The sequence below is a fragment of the Mesorhizobium sp. M8A.F.Ca.ET.161.01.1.1 genome (assembly GCF_004792105.1).
In the GTDB taxonomy this organism is placed as follows: domain Bacteria; phylum Pseudomonadota; class Alphaproteobacteria; order Rhizobiales; family Rhizobiaceae; genus Mesorhizobium.
In genome coordinates this window covers 629454-645837 of the sequence record NZ_SRTD01000001.1, presented here as the reverse complement: position 1 = coordinate 645837, position 16384 = coordinate 629454, and the positions used below count along the sequence as shown (strand labels likewise).

At 60.8% G+C, this 16384-nt stretch carries 14 protein-coding genes; 8 read left to right on the top strand and 6 right to left on the bottom strand.

The features are described 5' to 3' along the window. Positions 1 to 5: 5 nt before the first annotated feature. The 5 genes from EN804_RS03315 to EN804_RS03295 form a co-directional block, all read right to left on the bottom strand. Positions 6 to 1421 (bottom strand): 4Fe-4S binding protein, encoded by a 1416-nt coding sequence (locus tag EN804_RS03315; RefSeq protein WP_135900588.1) that lies wholly within the window; start codon positions 1419 to 1421, stop codon positions 6 to 8. Then, positions 1418 to 2266, bottom strand: coding sequence for an FTR1 family protein (locus tag EN804_RS03310; protein ID WP_135900587.1), 849 nt, complete (start codon positions 2264 to 2266; stop codon positions 1418 to 1420). Before EN804_RS03310 ends, EN804_RS03315 begins: the two co-directional genes overlap by 4 nt. Beyond that, on the bottom strand, positions 2263 to 2622 hold the full coding sequence (locus EN804_RS03305) for a cupredoxin domain-containing protein (RefSeq protein ID WP_135900586.1): 360 nt from the start codon (positions 2620 to 2622) through the stop codon (positions 2263 to 2265). The genes EN804_RS03310 and EN804_RS03305 overlap by 4 nt, the downstream gene beginning before the upstream one ends. A gap of 108 nt (positions 2623 to 2730) precedes the next feature. Then, positions 2731 to 3276 (bottom strand): iron transporter, encoded by a 546-nt coding sequence (locus tag EN804_RS03300; protein ID WP_135900585.1) that lies wholly within the window; start codon positions 3274 to 3276, stop codon positions 2731 to 2733. 282 nt (positions 3277 to 3558) lie between these two features. After that, positions 3559 to 4260: a GNAT family N-acetyltransferase gene (locus EN804_RS03295; RefSeq protein WP_348642025.1), complete on the bottom strand. Its 702-nt coding sequence runs from the start codon at positions 4258 to 4260 to the stop codon at positions 3559 to 3561. Positions 4261 to 4304: 44 nt separating this feature from the next. Between EN804_RS03295 and EN804_RS03290 the strand changes: the two genes are divergently transcribed. Beyond that, positions 4305 to 4520: a hypothetical protein gene (locus EN804_RS03290; RefSeq protein ID WP_135900584.1), complete on the top strand. Its 216-nt coding sequence runs from the start codon at positions 4305 to 4307 to the stop codon at positions 4518 to 4520. A 256-nt stretch (positions 4521 to 4776) separates the two neighbouring features. On the opposite strand, the gene EN804_RS03285 is transcribed toward EN804_RS03290, so the two are convergent. Further along, on the bottom strand, positions 4777 to 5559 hold the full coding sequence (locus tag EN804_RS03285; RefSeq protein ID WP_246693354.1) for a cyclic nucleotide-binding domain-containing protein: 783 nt from the start codon (positions 5557 to 5559) through the stop codon (positions 4777 to 4779). Between the two features lie 107 nt (positions 5560 to 5666). On the opposite strand from EN804_RS03285, the gene EN804_RS03280 reads away from it, so the two are divergent. The 7 genes from EN804_RS03280 to EN804_RS03250 are packed head-to-tail and all read left to right on the top strand — an operon-like array spanning position 5667 to position 16383. Next, positions 5667 to 8405, top strand: coding sequence for an MFS transporter (locus tag EN804_RS03280; protein ID WP_135918676.1), 2739 nt, complete (start codon positions 5667 to 5669; stop codon positions 8403 to 8405). A gap of 15 nt (positions 8406 to 8420) precedes the next feature. Then, positions 8421 to 12164, top strand: a complete 3744-nt coding sequence (locus EN804_RS03275) for a nitrate reductase subunit alpha (protein ID WP_135900582.1) — start codon at positions 8421 to 8423, stop codon at positions 12162 to 12164. After that, on the top strand, positions 12161 to 13687 hold the full coding sequence (gene narH, locus EN804_RS03270) for a nitrate reductase subunit beta (RefSeq protein WP_135900581.1): 1527 nt from the start codon (positions 12161 to 12163) through the stop codon (positions 13685 to 13687). Before EN804_RS03275 ends, narH begins: the two co-directional genes overlap by 4 nt. Next, positions 13687 to 14391, top strand: coding sequence for a nitrate reductase molybdenum cofactor assembly chaperone (gene narJ / locus EN804_RS03265; protein ID WP_135900580.1), 705 nt, complete (start codon positions 13687 to 13689; stop codon positions 14389 to 14391). The genes narH and narJ overlap by 1 nt, the downstream gene beginning before the upstream one ends. A gap of 14 nt (positions 14392 to 14405) precedes the next feature. Then, a complete protein-coding gene (gene narI / locus EN804_RS03260) occupies positions 14406 to 15182 on the top strand; it encodes a respiratory nitrate reductase subunit gamma (protein ID WP_135900579.1) in 777 nt (258 codons plus the stop codon). A gap of 3 nt (positions 15183 to 15185) precedes the next feature. Next, a complete protein-coding gene (locus EN804_RS03255) occupies positions 15186 to 16088 on the top strand; it encodes a peptidylprolyl isomerase (protein WP_135900578.1) in 903 nt (300 codons plus the stop codon). Between the two features lie 10 nt (positions 16089 to 16098). After that, complete coding sequence (locus EN804_RS03250; RefSeq protein WP_135900577.1) at positions 16099 to 16383, top strand: hypothetical protein; 285 nt, start codon at positions 16099 to 16101, stop codon at positions 16381 to 16383. Position 16384 lies beyond the last annotated feature (1 nt).

Sequence of the window (16384 nt, the reverse complement as noted above, 5' to 3'; positions counted from 1 at the left end):
CCGGCTTACCAGATCCAGAAAAGCAGAAGCCAGCCGACGTCGGTGACGATCATGGCCAACCCGACGAAGAATATCGCGAGCACTCGTCGGCCAGGTTCCCGGTTGTAGAGACCTGTCACCTGCCAACAAAGCACTCCGGACCAGATAGTCGCCAGCGTAAGCATCGTGGCGCGCAGGGGGTCGACGAATGGAAGTTCGATGCCGTCCGAACGAAGCTGGCTGACCGTTAGCGCGGACAGGCCGAGAAAGACCCCAGCGCCGGCCAAGGGTATCAGTGCTTGGGCAAGGTGATGAAGTCGGGCCGGCTGCCAGGGACCAAGGCTACGTGTGGCAAGTGCCAGCATCGATGTAGTCAACGTGCCGCAGGCGATAGCCGTCGCAAGCACGTAGCCGACGAGCAGCGCCCCGTCGAGGAGCGTCATCACATCGCTCCTCTGAGGATAGTCGGTGAGCATCCACCAAGGCGCCGTGGCTTCGAGCGGCCAGATCACCCCGCTATCGACCAGCCGCTCCGCTATCCACTGCTTGGCGGCAACGAACCAAGGACTGACAGACCATTGAAATGCGCCAACGGCCAAACCCATAAGGCCAAAGACGATCAGTATCGTCTCCCAAGGTTTGGCCGCGTTCCCGGCAACATGAACAATCTCATGGTTCGGCGAACGGCGAGCCAGACGGATTGCCCCGCGAAAACCGCTGCACCGTCCGCACATGTGACAGTCGGCGGCACCGCGCATGGTCCGGAACGGCACCAGCGGCGCGCAGTTGACAGCCCCGGGCTTGACCCCGGAGAGCTGGGACTGTTGCCAGAGCGGCGGATCTACACGGAAATGCAGCGGAGCCAGCTTAGCCAGTAGGCCAAAGACACCGCTGACCGGACAGAGATAGCGGCACCACACGCGCTTGTTGCGCCCGTAGAGATAGCCGATCACGGCGGCCGCCAACGTCGAGCCGCCGAGAATCAGGAGCGTTGGACGGGGGTACTGGTAGACGCTCGTCATCTGGCCGTACAACGTTGTGCAGGCGAAGGCGATCGTGGGCCAGCCGGGCCACATCATCCAGCGCGGGATCGCTCTCCCAAGTCCACGTCCGCTGACGAATTCGGTTATCGCTCCTTCCGGACAGAGAATGCCGCACCACATCCGCCCGACCAGCGCGGTGCTCAAGAGCACGAGCGGCCACCAGACACCCCAGAAGGCAAACTGCGCAAAGCGGGTGAAATTGCTCCACAAATAGGCCATGTCGTCCGGAAGAGGCAGGAAGACGGGAACGACGAGCAGGATGGCGTAGATCAGCACGACGGACCATTGTGCGATCCGGATCGACTGTTGATTGCGCTGCAGCCAATCCCCGAGCCTCTGCCAGACGTCGCTCGGCGGGAGGGGCTGAACGTGTCGTTGCGGCGCGACCCGTATCGTCATGGTGCGCGTTCTGCGGGATGCGGCCGCGCTGATCGCAGCAGTGCGACGGCGGCGATCCAGTAGAGCGCGTAAACCAGGGCCGTCATCAGTTCGGGCCGGGCGCGATAGCCTGTCATGGCGGCAACAATGCCGCCAAGCCTGCCCGTATCGTCCAGAAGCCAGGACGTGTCCCAAAGAGATCCGGAGAGCGGCGGGATGAGTTCCAGCGCCATGGCGCGGTCAAGAGCAGCCATCAATAATGATGCGGCCAGCGCCAACAGAAGGATTTCCGTGGCGCGGAAGAATATGGACCAGGGGAAGCGCCTGGCGGCCACTTGAATCAGCCAATAGAACGCGGCCGCAAAAGCAAACCCCGCCACGACGGCCGCAAGGGTCCCGGGCAGTGTCGTTTCGCTCGCCGATGCCAAAAGGCCGTAGAGGAAAACAACCGTTTCACTGCCTTCCCGCATCACGGCGACAGCAGCCAGGAAGAAAAGACCCAACCAGTTGCGGCCGGTCAGCGCGCGCTCTGCGCCGCGTTCAAGTTCCTGCTTCAGCCCTCTGCCTTGCCTGTGCATCCAGACGACCATCTGCAGTATGAGCAAGGCGGCCAGGCCGGCCATGGCGATCTGAAAATAATCTTCTCGGTCTCCTTCGAGTAGGCTCGCCAAGGACAGGATGACCAAAGCCAGAAGTGCGGCCCCGGCGACGCCGGCGGCGACGCCGGCCCAAAGGAAATATCGTCCGGTTGTGGCTCTCGCGCTAGCGTGATGCGTCAGCCATCCCTGCAGGATGCCGACGACCAGAAGTGCCTCCATGCTCTCGCGCCAAACCACGAAGGCGACCTGTCCGAAGAGAGCGGTCATTGGATCGCAGGCTCCTTGGCGATGAGCATGGCGGGCGGCATGCCGGGATGAAAATCGTCGAAGAAGCGATACTCGCCGGGATTGAGACGCCGGATGACGACGAAGGATGTCACGCCGGGTCCCAGCACCTTCTCCTTGCGCAGCTCAACGCTTTCGAACTCGACAGGACTGGAGCCGGTATTGCGAAGCTCCAGTTTGAAGCGCGCGTTGGCCGGCACCTCGATCGATCGCGGCGCGATCGCGCCGTCGCTGAGCTCGATGATAAAGGTCGGATCTTCATCAGCGGCTGCCGGATGCGCGTTTGCCAGAAGGCAGACCGCGATGGCGACCGGCGTCGGAGGGGGGAAAAGGGTCATTTTCGGCTGTCCGTCCTGTTTTGCCGCTCTGCGTTGCGCGCAAGGAGGCCGGAAGGTGGCAATGCAGAATGAGCTAATACAAATTTCGAAGTGGCAGCTGACCTAGGTCTAGTAACCGCCCTTCTTGCCGACGCCGGCATAGGTGAATTCGTATTCGACGTGAAAGGTCTCGGGCCACGCTCCGACACCCGTCTCCTTGTCGACATGTCTTCCGAAATGCGAGGACGCGCCAGGCCCTTCCGAGGCAATACTAAACTGAAGGCTGTATTTGCCTGGTCCCATCAGCTTCACGTTGTCGCCATAATGCGGACCGTCGCTGGCGACCATGGGCATGAAAACGCCGCCCACCTTCTGATTCCCATCGAGCTTGGTCAGCACATATTCGATTCTAAGGTTGGGGATCCAATCGCCTTCGGCAAAGCCATTGGCATTGTCACGCGTGGCATGGATATCGGCTTCCAGATGCATATCGGAATCGGCCGCGGGTCTCATGATGTGAGCTGGCTCCATCTCGATCGGCTGCAGATAGACGGCGGCAACCTCCATGCCGCTCATCAGTTTAGGTTCGCCAATGGGATATTCCAGCGCGCAAGCTCCTGAAGCGGTCACCAGCAGAGCTGTGATTGATGAAAATAAGATCAACTGACGAGACATTGACTGCTCCCTTGCTATCGACGGCGACGATCTTTGCCTTCGGCTGATATTTTACCGGATCGGCAACGAAACGGGTTCCGACATATCCCGGAACCCAGTGAACCAACAAACATGATTACGATTGTCTACTTATCTAGGAGATCAGCCGCCTCTTTGCTCCAGCGCAAAGAACACAACGTTTTGTAGAAACTGGGGGCCGCCTCTGATGTCCGCCGATCGCGCCGGTTGCAGAGCGGTCCCATGTCCATCCACAACTCCACGGCGGTTCTGCTGGCCGCTGCTTCAAGATGCTGTGCAACCGAGCTGTCGCCGAACCAGAACAAGCGCCGGATCATCGGGGTAGGCCGTCACAGTGAAGCCCATGTCGCGCTCGAGTTCGATCGCGGCGCGGTTTTCGCGGCTCTCGATCGACTCGATGGCGTCGAGGCCCAACTCATCGGCATATTTCGCGACGTATGAGAGCAACTCCCAGCTGACGCCCAGGTGCTTGTGGTCTTCACGAGTGCAGATCGCGACTTCTCCGTGCCGGCGAGGCTGATCGCATGCCAACATCGCAACCGCGATCAGCAATCCGTTGACCGAAAAGGCAAGGAAGTTGTGTATCCGGGCATCATCGGAGCGCGTCATTGCCACGAGCCGCTCATGCGAAACCGCCTTCAGTCCGCCGAGAAAGCGAAACCGCAGGTCATCGGGCGTCACATGGGTAAAGAACTCTGCCAAAGCAGGCTCGTCTTCGGGCCTTGCGCGGCGCACTTCGAAGCGAAATCCAGTGCGTGTGGAAAGAATGCCGTTGCTGTCCGTGGTCATGTTTCGCCTGCAATCTCGAGTTTTTTCGATAGGATGGAGCTTCGCTTCATCGCCGACACAATGGCAGCCGATGCCACTCGCGTCCTTGATGCGCATCAAAGACGCGAGTGAAGTTAGGCCGCGCGGCGAGAAATGTCGGCCCATTTGATCGAGATCAATGCGGGTGGCCGAGATCAAAGTGTCTTCGAAGATTCAGCAGTTTATCGAAGAGGTCGCCCCCAATGGCCGATGTCGTTTCCAGGCTTGTCAGGGAGTGCAACTTTACGCGCAGCCAAGGTGCGGACTTTCCCACCATCTGGCAGACCATGCTGAAGATGCATCCGTACGTTGCAGGGCCGCCGATCCAGGACTTTGATGAGCAAGGACCTATCCTCAAGGTTCCCCTGATAACGGGTCGCCATCTCATGTTTGGCGCTTCAGGCTTTCGGCTTGATTGAATTCTGGCGAGGTCTCTCGTCCAAATCCGTGTGGATCAGCGCACGGCGCTGTTTGCGTGACTTATGACGCGATTCGAAAGAGGCGTAGGCCAGCACAGCCAGGAAGGCAAAGACATCCAACACTAGGATGGTGATCGTCGAGCTTTCCGTTGGCACACCAGTTCTCCTTCCTCAACTGGTTGAGGTGACGGCAAGAGTGACGGACAGGCGTTGACTTGGATCAACCAAAAGCAGTGATTGCCGCGATTTCGGTCAATCAGACTACGAAGTCATCGGTATCTGGCCCGTCGGTAACGGGGTCGTACCCGCATTCGGCGGCTAGCCGAGGAGCGTCATGAATCAAGACAATTTGGCCATGGACTTGAATGCCTGAGTTGCTCAGGCTGGACAGTGCACGCGAAAAGGATTCTCGAGTTATACCAAGTTCGGAGGCAATCAGCATCTTCTCAAACGGTAGGGCCGCTTTGTCTGGAGTGCGTTGCCTCTGTGACAGGGCCAAGAGGTAACATCCGACACGCTGTATCGCGGTCCTTAACTTGAGGCTCTTGATCTGCCGAACCATGCGTCGAAACTGTTGTGCGAGGCTTCCGATCACCGCCTGTGCCAGCAGAGGGTTCGTCTCCACGGCCGCGCGAAACGCCGCCGCATGAATCAACAGAAGGCGCGAAGGCTCAGGCACCCGGGCCTGCATGAGATAGGGCGCTCCGGTCAAGACAGCGGCAGGGATAACGAGGTCTTGGGCCCGAACGGCCTCGATCAGCACTTCTCGACCGTCGGCTGATCGTCCAAACAATTGCACGGATCCTGCCAGCACGATCAGTTGGAAGGTCGGCACATCGCCTTGCTCGAACAAAACGGTGCCTGAGGCTACACTGTGCACCACGGCGTTTCGTAGCAGGTCGGTGCGCATGGCTACGGACAGCGCCCGAAACAGCCGCAGCGCTTCCGGTGCCACTTCCTCACCCGTCATTCCATGCAACGGATTGTCCCCTCGATCGCGGCTCTCCCACACCACCGCATCATTCGTGACAGAAGTCACAGCAGTCTTTGACCTAGATCAAGGTCGCAAGGCGCCAGGTTGGCCATTTTGGCTTCGGGCGGGACGATTCCGCTTCTATGGACCAACTGTCGAAGGGGCCGTCGCCGATGCAAACGACTGTGTATCCGAAGTCCAGTCAAATCCTGGGTGCGAGCACGGCAGCGTTCACGGTCTGCTTCGCCGTATGGACCATCTTCTCCATCATCGGCATTCGCATGCGCCAGGAGCTCGGCCTCAGCGAAACACAATTCGGCTTGCTTGTCGGCACACCAATTCTTACGGGCTCTCTCTTGAGGGTTGTGCTGGGGATCTGGACCGACCGTTATGGCGGTCGGATCGTCTTTACAGCGAACATGCTCGCCGCCGCCGCCGCGACCTTTCTGCTGTCTTATGCCCAAACTTATCCGCAAATGCTCGTAGCCGCGCTTGGCGTTGGCATGGCCGGCGGCTCTTTTGCAGTTGGAGTTGCCTATGTGTCGCGGTGGTTCCCGCCGGAAAGGCAAGGCACAGCGCTTGGCATCTTTGGTGCCGGCAATGTCGGTGCAGCGGTCACCAAATTCCTCGCTCCCTTCGTGCTCGTCGCCTTTGGATGGCAGGTCGTCGCACAACTCTGGGCAGCAGCCCTCGTCGTCATGGCCGTCATCTTCTGGCTCACGACGGAGGACGACCCCGTAATCGTCGAACGTCGGCGGTCCGGCATCAGGCCGAAAAGCGCCTGGCTCGAACTTGAACCCCTGAAGAATGTGCAGATCTGGCGCTTCGCGCTCTACTATTTCTTTGTGTTCGGCGCCTTTGTCGCGCTCGCGCTCTGGCTGCCGCAATATCTCATCAACGTCTACGGTCTCGACATCAAGACGGCTGGCATGATTGCGGCCTCCTTCTCGGTGCCGGCGAGCCTCTTTCGGGCCTATGGCGGACACCTGTCGGACAGCTTTGGCGCGCGGCGCGTGCTCTACTGGACCTTTCTGGTCTCGGTCGTGGCGACCTTCATCCTGTCCTATCCGCCGACCGACTACGTGGTCCACGGACTCAAGGGTGCGACGTCCTTCCACCTGGAGATGAGTCTCGTCGGCTTCGTCATCACGATCTTTGTGCTGGGCTTCTTCATGGCTCTCGGCAAGGCTGCGGTCTACAAGCACATCCCGGTCTACTATCCCGAGCATGTGGGCTCGGTCGGCGGCCTCGTAGGGATGATCGGCGGCTTGGGCGGCTTCGTGCTGCCGATCCTGTTCGGTTTGCTGCTTGACCTCACCGGCCTGTGGACAAGCTGCTTCATGGCGCTCTTTGTGCTGGTCACTGGTGCGCTCCTGTGGATGCACGTCGCCATCCGCCAGATGGAACGCGGGGTCGCTGGCGAAGCCCTCGCCAAGCTCCCGCCATTCCCCGAGATGCAGGGCATGCCCAAACCCGCAATAGGGGCCCGATCAGGCGGTGCTCTCACCGACTGGCGTCCGGAGGACAAGGTATTCTGGGCTGAAAGCGGCCGCCAGATCGCCAGGCGTAACCTATGGCTTTCGATCCCGGCACTTCTCCTTTCTTTTGCCATCTGGCAGGTATGGTCCGTCGTCGTCGCCAAGCTGCCGCTCGTCGGCTTCACCTTCACCACCGACCAGCTCTTCTGGCTTGCAGCTCTGCCGGGAATCTCGGGCGCGACGCTGCGCATCTTCTATTCCTTCATGGTGCCAATCTTTGGCGGCAGGCTCTGGACGACCCTAACGACATGGTCGCTCCTCATCCCGGCGGTTGGGATCGGCTATGCAGTGCAGAATCCTGACACGCCCTATGTCGTGCTGTTGATGCTTGCGTTGCTTTGCGGCTTAGGCGGCGGCAACTTTGCCTCTTCCATGGCCAACATCTCCTTCTTCTTCCCGAAGGCGGAAAAAGGAAATGCGCTTGCGCTTAACGCTGGCCTTGGCAATCTCGGCGTCAGCGTCGTCCAGTTCGTCGTGCCGCTCGCAATCACCGCCGGGATATTCGGCTGGTTCGGTGGCGATCCGGCCATGGTCAAGGGGCCGACGGGCGAGGCGCCCTTGTGGCTGCAGAATGCCGGCTTCGTATTCGTGCCGTTTATCGCGATCTCGGCTTTTGCGGCCTGGTTCGGCATGAACGACATCGCTTCGGCCAAGGCATCCTTCACCGAGCAGGCTGTGATCTTCCAGCGCCGGCACAATTGGATCATGTGCTGGCTCTACACTGGAACTTTTGGGTCTTTCATTGGCTATTCGGCCGGATTCCCGCTGCTCACGAAAATGTTGTTCCCAGACGTCAACGCACTTCAGTTCGCCTTTCTCGGCCCGCTTGTCGGCGCCCTGTCGCGCTCGGGTACCGGGTGGCTGGCAGACAAATATGGCGGCGCGCGCGTCACCTTCTGGGTCTTCGTCCTAATGATCGCGGGTGCAGCAGGGGTTTTGTGGTTCATCGGCATCAAGGATCAACCTGGTGCATTCCTTGGCTTCTTCGCCGCCTTCCTGCTGCTGTTCTTCGCCACCGGTGTCGGCAATGCCTCCACCTTCCAGATGATCCCGGTGATCATGGCCAAGGAGATGGGCCGCTTGATGCCCACGGCAGATGCAGAGACGCGCCGTCGGCAGGCGGAGAAGGAGTCCGCCGCCATCACCGGCTTTACGTCAGCGATCGCAGCCTTCGGCGCCTTCTTCATCCCGAAGAGCTATGGCAGCTCGATCGCCTTGACGGGCGGGCCGAGCGCCGCGCTCTGGGGGTTCTTGATGTTCTACGTCAGCTGCCTCGTCATCACTTGGGCCGTCTACACCCGCAAGGGCGGCCTTCTCCACGACATCGAGCGTGCCAAGCGCGGCGCGTCCGTCCAACCGGCCGCAGCCGAATAATCAGAGGCAAGAGCAATGTCGCATTTTCTCGACCGGCTAACCTTCTTCCGCAAGACCGTCGACAGTTTCTCCGACGGCCACGGCATCGTCACCATTGAGGATCGCTCTTGGGAGGACGGCTACCGCAAGCGCTGGCAGCACGACAAGATCGTGCGCTCCACCCATGGCGTGAACTGCACCGGCTCCTGCTCGTGGAAGATTTACGTCAAAGGCGGCATCGTCACCTGGGAGACACAGCAGACCGACTATCCACGCACGCGGCCCGATCTCCCTAACCATGAACCGCGCGGCTGCGCGCGTGGTGCCTCCTATAGCTGGTACCTCTATTCCGGCGCGCGGGTGAAATACCCGATGATCCGCGGTCGGCTATTGAAGCTGTGGCGGGCCGCTCGTTCCACGATGCCGCCCGTTGCCGCATGGGCCTCGATCGTCAAGGATGCTGACAAGCGGCAATCCTACATCTCCATCCGCGGCCACGGTGGCTTCGTGCGCGCCACCTGGGACGAGGTGAACGAACTCATCGCGGCGGCCAATGCCTATACGGTAAAGGCACATGGTCCCGACCGTGTCATCGGCTTCTCGCCGATCCCGGCCATGTCGATGGTCTCGTACGCGGCGGGCTCGCGCTACCTGTCGTTGATGGGCGGCGTGTGCATGTCATTCTACGACTGGTATTGCGATCTGCCGCCCGCAAGCCCCCAGACCTGGGGCGAGCAGACCGACGTTCCTGAAAGCGCCGACTGGTACAATGCCGGCTTCATCATCGTCTGGGGTTCCAACGTGCCGCAGACGCGCACGCCCGATGCACATTTTTATACCGAAGTTCGCTACAAGGGCACCAAGAGCGCGGTCGTCAGCCCGGACTACGCCGAGGCGACCAAGTTCGCCGATATCTGGCTCAACCCGAAGCAGGGGACCGACGCCGCGCTGGCATTGGCCATGGGCCACGTCATTCTTCGCGAATATTACCTCGATCGCACGGTTCCGTATTTCGACGACTACGCCCGCAAATACACCGACCTGCCGTTCCTGGTTCGCCTGACAGAACGCGACGGCCGGCTCGTTCCCGAACGGCTCCTGCGGACCTCGGAGATCGCTGGCGGTTTGGGCGAGAGCAACAATCCGGAATGGAAAACGGTCGCGATCGACGAGGCCACCGATGCACTCGTCTCGCCGCGCGGTTCGATAGGCTATCGCTGGGGCGAGGGCGCCAAATGGAATCTTGAGGAAAAGGACGGCAGTGGCCAAGACATTCGGCTCAGGCTGACGCTTGCTGGCAAGAAAGCCGAGATTGCAGCTGTCGATTTCCCCTACTTCGGCGGTCGCGCGACCGAGCATTTTGTCTCGACCGATCACGGTGAGATCCTCACGCGCAATCTTCCGATCCGGCGGATCAAGCTGAGCGATGGCTCCAAGGTGGCAGTTGCCACCGTGCACGACCTGATGATGGCCAATTATGGTCTCGATCGTGGCTTTGGCGGCGATCACGCGGCCAAGAGCTATGACGAGGACGTGCCGTTCACGCCCGCCTGGGCGGAGCGCATTACCGGGGTAAAGCGCGATGCGATCATCACGGTTGCCCGTGAATTTGCCACCAACGCGGAGAAAACCAACGGCCGTTCGATGGTGATCCTCGGCGCTGGTGTGAACCACTGGTACCACATGGACATGACCTACCGGGGGATCATCAATCTCCTGGTTTTCTGCGGCGCCATCGGCCAATCGGGCGGGGGCTGGTCACATTATGTGGGACAGGAAAAACTCCGCCCGCAGACAGGCTGGACACCGCTTGCGTTCGGGCTCGACTGGAGCCGGCCACCCCGGCACATGAACTCGACGTCCTTCTTCTATGCGCAGACCGACCAGTGGCGCTATGAGACCCTGACGGCTGCTGAAATACTGTCTCCGACCGCGCCCGAAGGCGATTGGAACAAGAGTTTCATCGATTACAATGTGCGCGCTGAACGTATGGGTTGGTTGCCCTCGGCGCCTCAGCTGAAGCAGAATCCGCTGACGATCGCCGCCAAGGCCAAAGCCGCCGGCCTTGAGCCGAAGGACTATGTCGTCAACGCGCTGAAATCCGGTGAACTGGAACTTTCCTGCCATGATCCCGACGATCCCGCCAACTGGCCGCGCAACATGTTCGTCTGGCGCTCGAATCTCCTCGGCTCATCAGGCAAGGGTCACGAATACTTCCTCAAGCATTTGCTCGGCACTACCCACGGCGTGATGGGCAAGGACCTCGGCCCGGAAGGGGCGGTCCGCAACACCGAAGTCGTCTGGCACGAGACGGCGCCGCAGGGGAAGCTCGACCTCCTGGTCACGCTCGATTTCCGCATGTCGACCACCTGTGTCTACTCCGATATCGTGCTGCCAACGGCCACCTGGTACGAGAAGAACGACCTCAACACGTCCGACATGCATCCGTTCATCCATCCGCTGTCGGCGGCGGTGGATCCTGCCTGGGAGTCGCGCTCCGACTGGGAGATTTACAAGAGCCTCGCCAAAGCCTTCTCGGAAGTATCCCAGGAGGTGTTAGGCGTTGAGCAGGATGTGGTTCTCACTCCGATCCAGCATGACAGCCCGGCCGAGATGGCCCAGGCCCTCGACGTGAAGGACTGGAAGCTCGGCGAAGTCGAGCCACTTCCGGGCAAGACAATGCCGTCGGTGACAGTTGTCACCCGCGATTACCCCAATCTCTACGCCCAGTTCACTGCGCTGGGGCCGCTGATGGCGAAAGTCGGCAACGGGGGCAAAGGCATCGCATGGAACACCAAGCACGAAGTCGAGGCGCTCGGAGCGCTTAACGGCGTCCATATCGAAGGCGCGGCCAAGGGCTTGCCGAAGATCGAGACCGACATCGACGCCGCCGAGGTCATTCTCATGCTTGCGCCGGAGACGAATGGCGAGGTCGCGATCAAGGCCTGGGAAGCCTTGTCGGAGATCACCGGCCGCGAGCATGCACACCTTGCCTTGCCGAAGGAAGACGAGAAGATCCGCTTCCGCGATATCCAGGCCCAGCCGCGCAAGATCATCTCTTCGCCGACATGGTCCGGCATCGAAAGCGAGAAGGTCTGTTACAACGCCGGCTACACCAACGTCCACGAATTGATCCCGTGGCGGACGTTGACCGGCCGCCAGCAGCTCTACCAGGATCACCTGTGGATGAGGGCCTTCGGCGAGGGGCTCGTCACCTGGAAGCCGCCAGTCGATCTCAAGACGATCCCGGGTATCAAGGACGTCCGTCCCAACGGGCACAAGGAAATCGTCCTCAACTTCATCACGCCCCATCAGAAGTGGGGCATCCATTCCACCTATTCGGACAATCTTCTGATGCTGACGCTCAACCGCGGCGGCCCGGTGGTGTGGATCTCGGAGACCGACGCCAAGACGGCCGGCCTGGTCGACAATGACTGGGTCGAGGTCTTCAACATCAACGGCGCGCTCACCGCACGTGCCGTCGTCTCCCAGCGGGTCAAGCCCGGCATGATGATGATGTATCACGCCCAGGAAAAGATCGTGAACACGCCGGGATCGGAGATGACCGGCCACCGCGGCGGCATCCACAACTCGGTCACCCGAACGGTGCTGAAACCTACCCACATGATCGGCGGCTACGCCCAGCAGTCCTACGGCTTCAACTATTACGGCACCGTGGGCTCAAACCGCGACGAATTCATTGTCGTCCGCAAGATGGCCAATGTCGATTGGCTCGAAGGGCCGCTCGCATCCGAAGCGCCGAAGGAGGCTGCAGAATGAAAATCCGCGCTCAGATCGCGATGGTGCTGAACCTCGATAAATGCATCGGGTGCCACACCTGCTCCGTCACCTGCAAGAACGTCTGGACCAACAGGGAAGGCGTCGAATACGCCTGGTTCAACAATGTCGAGACCAAGCCTGGCGTCGGCTATCCCAAGGAATGGGAGAACCAGAAGAAATGGAACGGGGGATGGCGGCGCAAGAAGAATGGCCGCATCGAGCCTAAGATGGGCGCCAAATGGCGCATCCTTGCCAACATCTTCGCCAACCCCGACCTGCCGGAGATTGACGACTACTACGAGCCGTTCACCTTCGACTACCAGCACCTGCATACGGCGAAGGAATCGAAAGCTTTCCCCACGGCCCGCCCGCGTTCGGCGATCACCGGCGAGCGGATGGAAAAGATCGAGTGGGGGCCGAACTGGGAGGAGATCCTCGGCGGCGAGTTCGAGAAGCGTTCGAAGGACGTAAATTTCGAGGGTGTCCAGAAGGACATCTATGGTCAGTTCGAAAACACGTTCATGATGTATCTGCCGCGATTGTGCGAGCATTGCCTCAACCCGACCTGCGCGGCGGTATGCCCATCGGGAGCGATCTATAAACGAGAGGAGGACGGGATCGTCCTGATCGACCAGGACAAATGCCGTGGCTGGCGCATGTGCGTCTCCGGCTGCCCCTACAAGAAGATCTACTACAACTGGTCGTCCGGCAAATCGGAGAAGTGCATCTTCTGCTACCCCCGCATCGAGGCGGGGCAGCCGACGGTCTGTTCGGAAACCTGCGTCGGGCGCATCCGCTATCTCGGGGTGATCCTCTACGATGCGGACCGTATCGAGGCGGCCGCCAGCACTCCCGATGAAAAGGACCTCTATCAGGCGCAGCTCGACGTTTTCCTCAATCCGAACGACCCGGCCGTTCTCGCCCAGGCCCGGGCTGATGGGATTCCCGACAACTGGCTGGAAGCAGCCAAATTGTCGCCCGTCTGGAAGATGGCGATGGAGTGGAAAATCGCCTTTCCGCTGCACCCGGAATACCGCACCCTGCCGATGGTCTGGTACGTGCCGCCGCTGTCGCCCATCCAATCAGCGGCCGCGGCAGGCAAGATGGGCGTCGACGGCGACATGCCCGATGTGCGCAGCCTGCGCATCCCGCTCCAGTATCTCGCCAATCTGCTCACCGCGGGCAAGGAGGAGCCTGTCGCTCTTGCACTCGAACGCATGCTCGCGATGCGCAGCTACATGCGGGCAAAGACGATCGACGGTCGCCTCGACGAGTCGATCGCGGCGCGGGTCGGCCTGACGGGCACGGCTATTGATGAAATGTACAAGGTGATGGCGATCGCGAACTACGAGGACCGGTTCGTCATCCCGACGGCACACCGCGAATGGAGTGAAGACGCTCAGGACATGCGCGGCTCCTGCGGCTTCTCCTTCGGAAACGGCTGCTCGAGCGGCTCCACGGAGACGAACCTCTTTGGCACCAAGCAGACCAAGCGACCAACCAACCCGATGGAGATCGCGTGATGAGCGACCCGATCTCGAACAGGACGTTCAGAGCGCTCTCGGCGCTCCTAGCCTATCCGACGGAGGACCTTTCCTCGGCAATCCCGGAAATTACCGCGGCGATCGAGGCCGAGGGGCTGATATCGGTCGAAGCAAGGGAGCAACTGCGCCCTCTGCTTGCCGATCTGGGCACATTGGATCTGTACGATCTCCAGGAGCGCTATGTGGAGTTGTTCGACAAGACCCGTCGCCACTCGCTGCATCTCTTCGAGCACATCCACGGCGAAAGCCGTGACCGTGGACAGGCGATGGTCGATCTGCTCGAGCACTATCAACGCGGCGGACTTCTTATCGCGGCAAACGAGTTGCCCGATTTCATCCCGCTTTTCCTTGAGTTTCTGTCCGCTCGCCCGCTCGAGGAGGCGCGTGGCCTGCTCAAGGAAACCGCCCATATTTTCTCGCTGCTTGAGGAAAGGCTGGCCCAGCGGACCGGAGGTTATGCCGCTGTGTTCACGGCCGCGCTCTCGATCATAAACGAAACCGCTGTGGTCGCCGGCACGGTCGAGATCAATGACGAGCCCGACGACCTGGCTTCCATCGATGCCGCCTGGGAAGAAGCCGCCGTCACTTTCGGTCCAGGAAATGCGACCGACGGCTGCTCCGTCGATCGGCTGAGAATCCAGATGCGCGCGGCGAACCGCGACGCGCGGCACAACGTGGCCTGACCGGGAGGCTAGCTATGTCCAACGCAATCAACGACGTGCTCTTTGGCTGGTATCCCTATTTCTGCCTGACCGTCTTCCTGCTTGGGAGCCTGATCCGTTTCGACCGCGAGCAGTATACCTGGAAGACAGGTTCCTCCCAGCTTCTGCGACGGCGGCAGCTCCGCTGGGGTTCCAATCTCTTCCATGTGGGTATCCTGGCGATCTTCGGCGGGCATTTCGTCGGCCTGTTGACGCCGATCTGGGTGTTTGACGCGCTCGGCATCTCTCACAGTTTCAAGCAGGGCCTCGCCATCACCGTCGGCGGCATCGCCGGCGTTGCCTGCTTCGTTGGCATCGCGCTTCTCGCCCATCGTCGGCTGTTCGATGCCCGCATTCGCAATACGTCCGCTCCCGGCGACATCGCCATTCTGTTGCTGCTCTGGCTGCAACTCACTCTTGGCCTTTCCACCATCTTCGTCTCGCTCGGTCATATGGATGGCCACGAGATGGTGAAATTCATGAACTGGGCTCAGGGAATTCTCACCTTGCAGCCGGCGGCCGCAGCCTATGTCGCCGACGTCAACCCGATCTTCAAGGCGCATCTCCTGTTGGGTATGACCATCTTCCTCGTCTTCCCGTTCACGAGGCTGGTCCACGTCTGGAGTGCTCCGGTCTGGTATCTCGGTCGCCCCGGCTACCAGGTGGTGCGCACTCGCCTGGCGACCCGCCGATCGCCTGCGCCTGTGTCAACTGTCCCGTCGCCTGCGCCGGTGCGGCCTATTGCAATTCCTGCACCCCAGCCTGCGGAGTAAGTCATGACCGCTCTTATCATCGATCACGCGGCCAGCCGCGCACCGTCCTGCGAACATCCGCACGAGCACCGACCGGCGACGCCCGACACGACTCCATCGCGCGAGCGCGTGGCGATGCCCCCAGTAACGGTCAATGGTGTGACGATCTCGCGTAAGGCGATCGCCGCCGAAGTGCAGAACTTTCCCGCTCGCAATCCAGGTGAGGGCTGGAAAGCGGCGACGCGCGCGCTGATCATTCGCGAATTGCTCCTACAGGAAGCACGGCGTCTCGATATCGCCACGGAGCAAAGGACCGACCAGGACGGACGCCGGGAGACCGATGAGGATGCGCTAGTGCGCGGCCTCATCGAACGCGAAGTCCGTGTGCCGGAAGCGGACGAGGAGATGCTGCGTCGCTTCTACGAGAACAACCTTCGCCGCTTCGTGACGCCATCGCTCTACGAAGCCGATCACATCCTCATCGGCGCCCGTCGCGATGAAGACGAAGCTTTCGCCGCGGCGCGAGAAAAGGCGCTGTCGCTCAGATCGGCGCTGGCAAGCGCACCGGAGCGTTTCGCAGCGCTGGCGCAGGACTGTTCGGATTGCCCATCGGGAGCGCTTGGCGGCAGCCTCGGCCAGATCGGGCCGGGGGACACGACGCCGGAATTCGAAGCCGCCCTGATTCAACTCGCCCCCGGTGACATCTCTCCTCCGGTGGAGACACGCTACGGCGTCCACCTCATTCGCCTGTCGCGAAGGATCGACGGCCGCCAACTCCCGTTTGACGTCGTTCGGGAGCGCATCGCCGCCTACTTGACCGAGCACGTCAATCGGCAAGCGACGGCTCAATACGTCTCTCTGCTTGTCGGTCAGGCGGATATCAGGGGAATCGATATCGACGGTTCATCTTCGCCGTTAGTGCAGTGAGGACGGCGCAATGCTCGGAAACCTCATAGCCTCCCTGGAAGATCCTAGAGTTGCGATGGGTCTTGTCTCGGCGTTCGACGAGCCCGCCTTGTTGACCCGTTTGGCTGCGGCTGCTGATGCGTCCGGTCGCTTGCCAGCCGAGATCGTCGGCTCGGCCGTTCGCAATTTCCTGGACACCGCATCGGACGATCATTGGACGCAGCTCATCGGTCTCATGAACCGAGCGGAAGATCCCGGCCTCGCGGCCATGCGCGCAATTCTCGAAAAGTCCCTGCCGGCGGTGAAGGCTTCCTGAC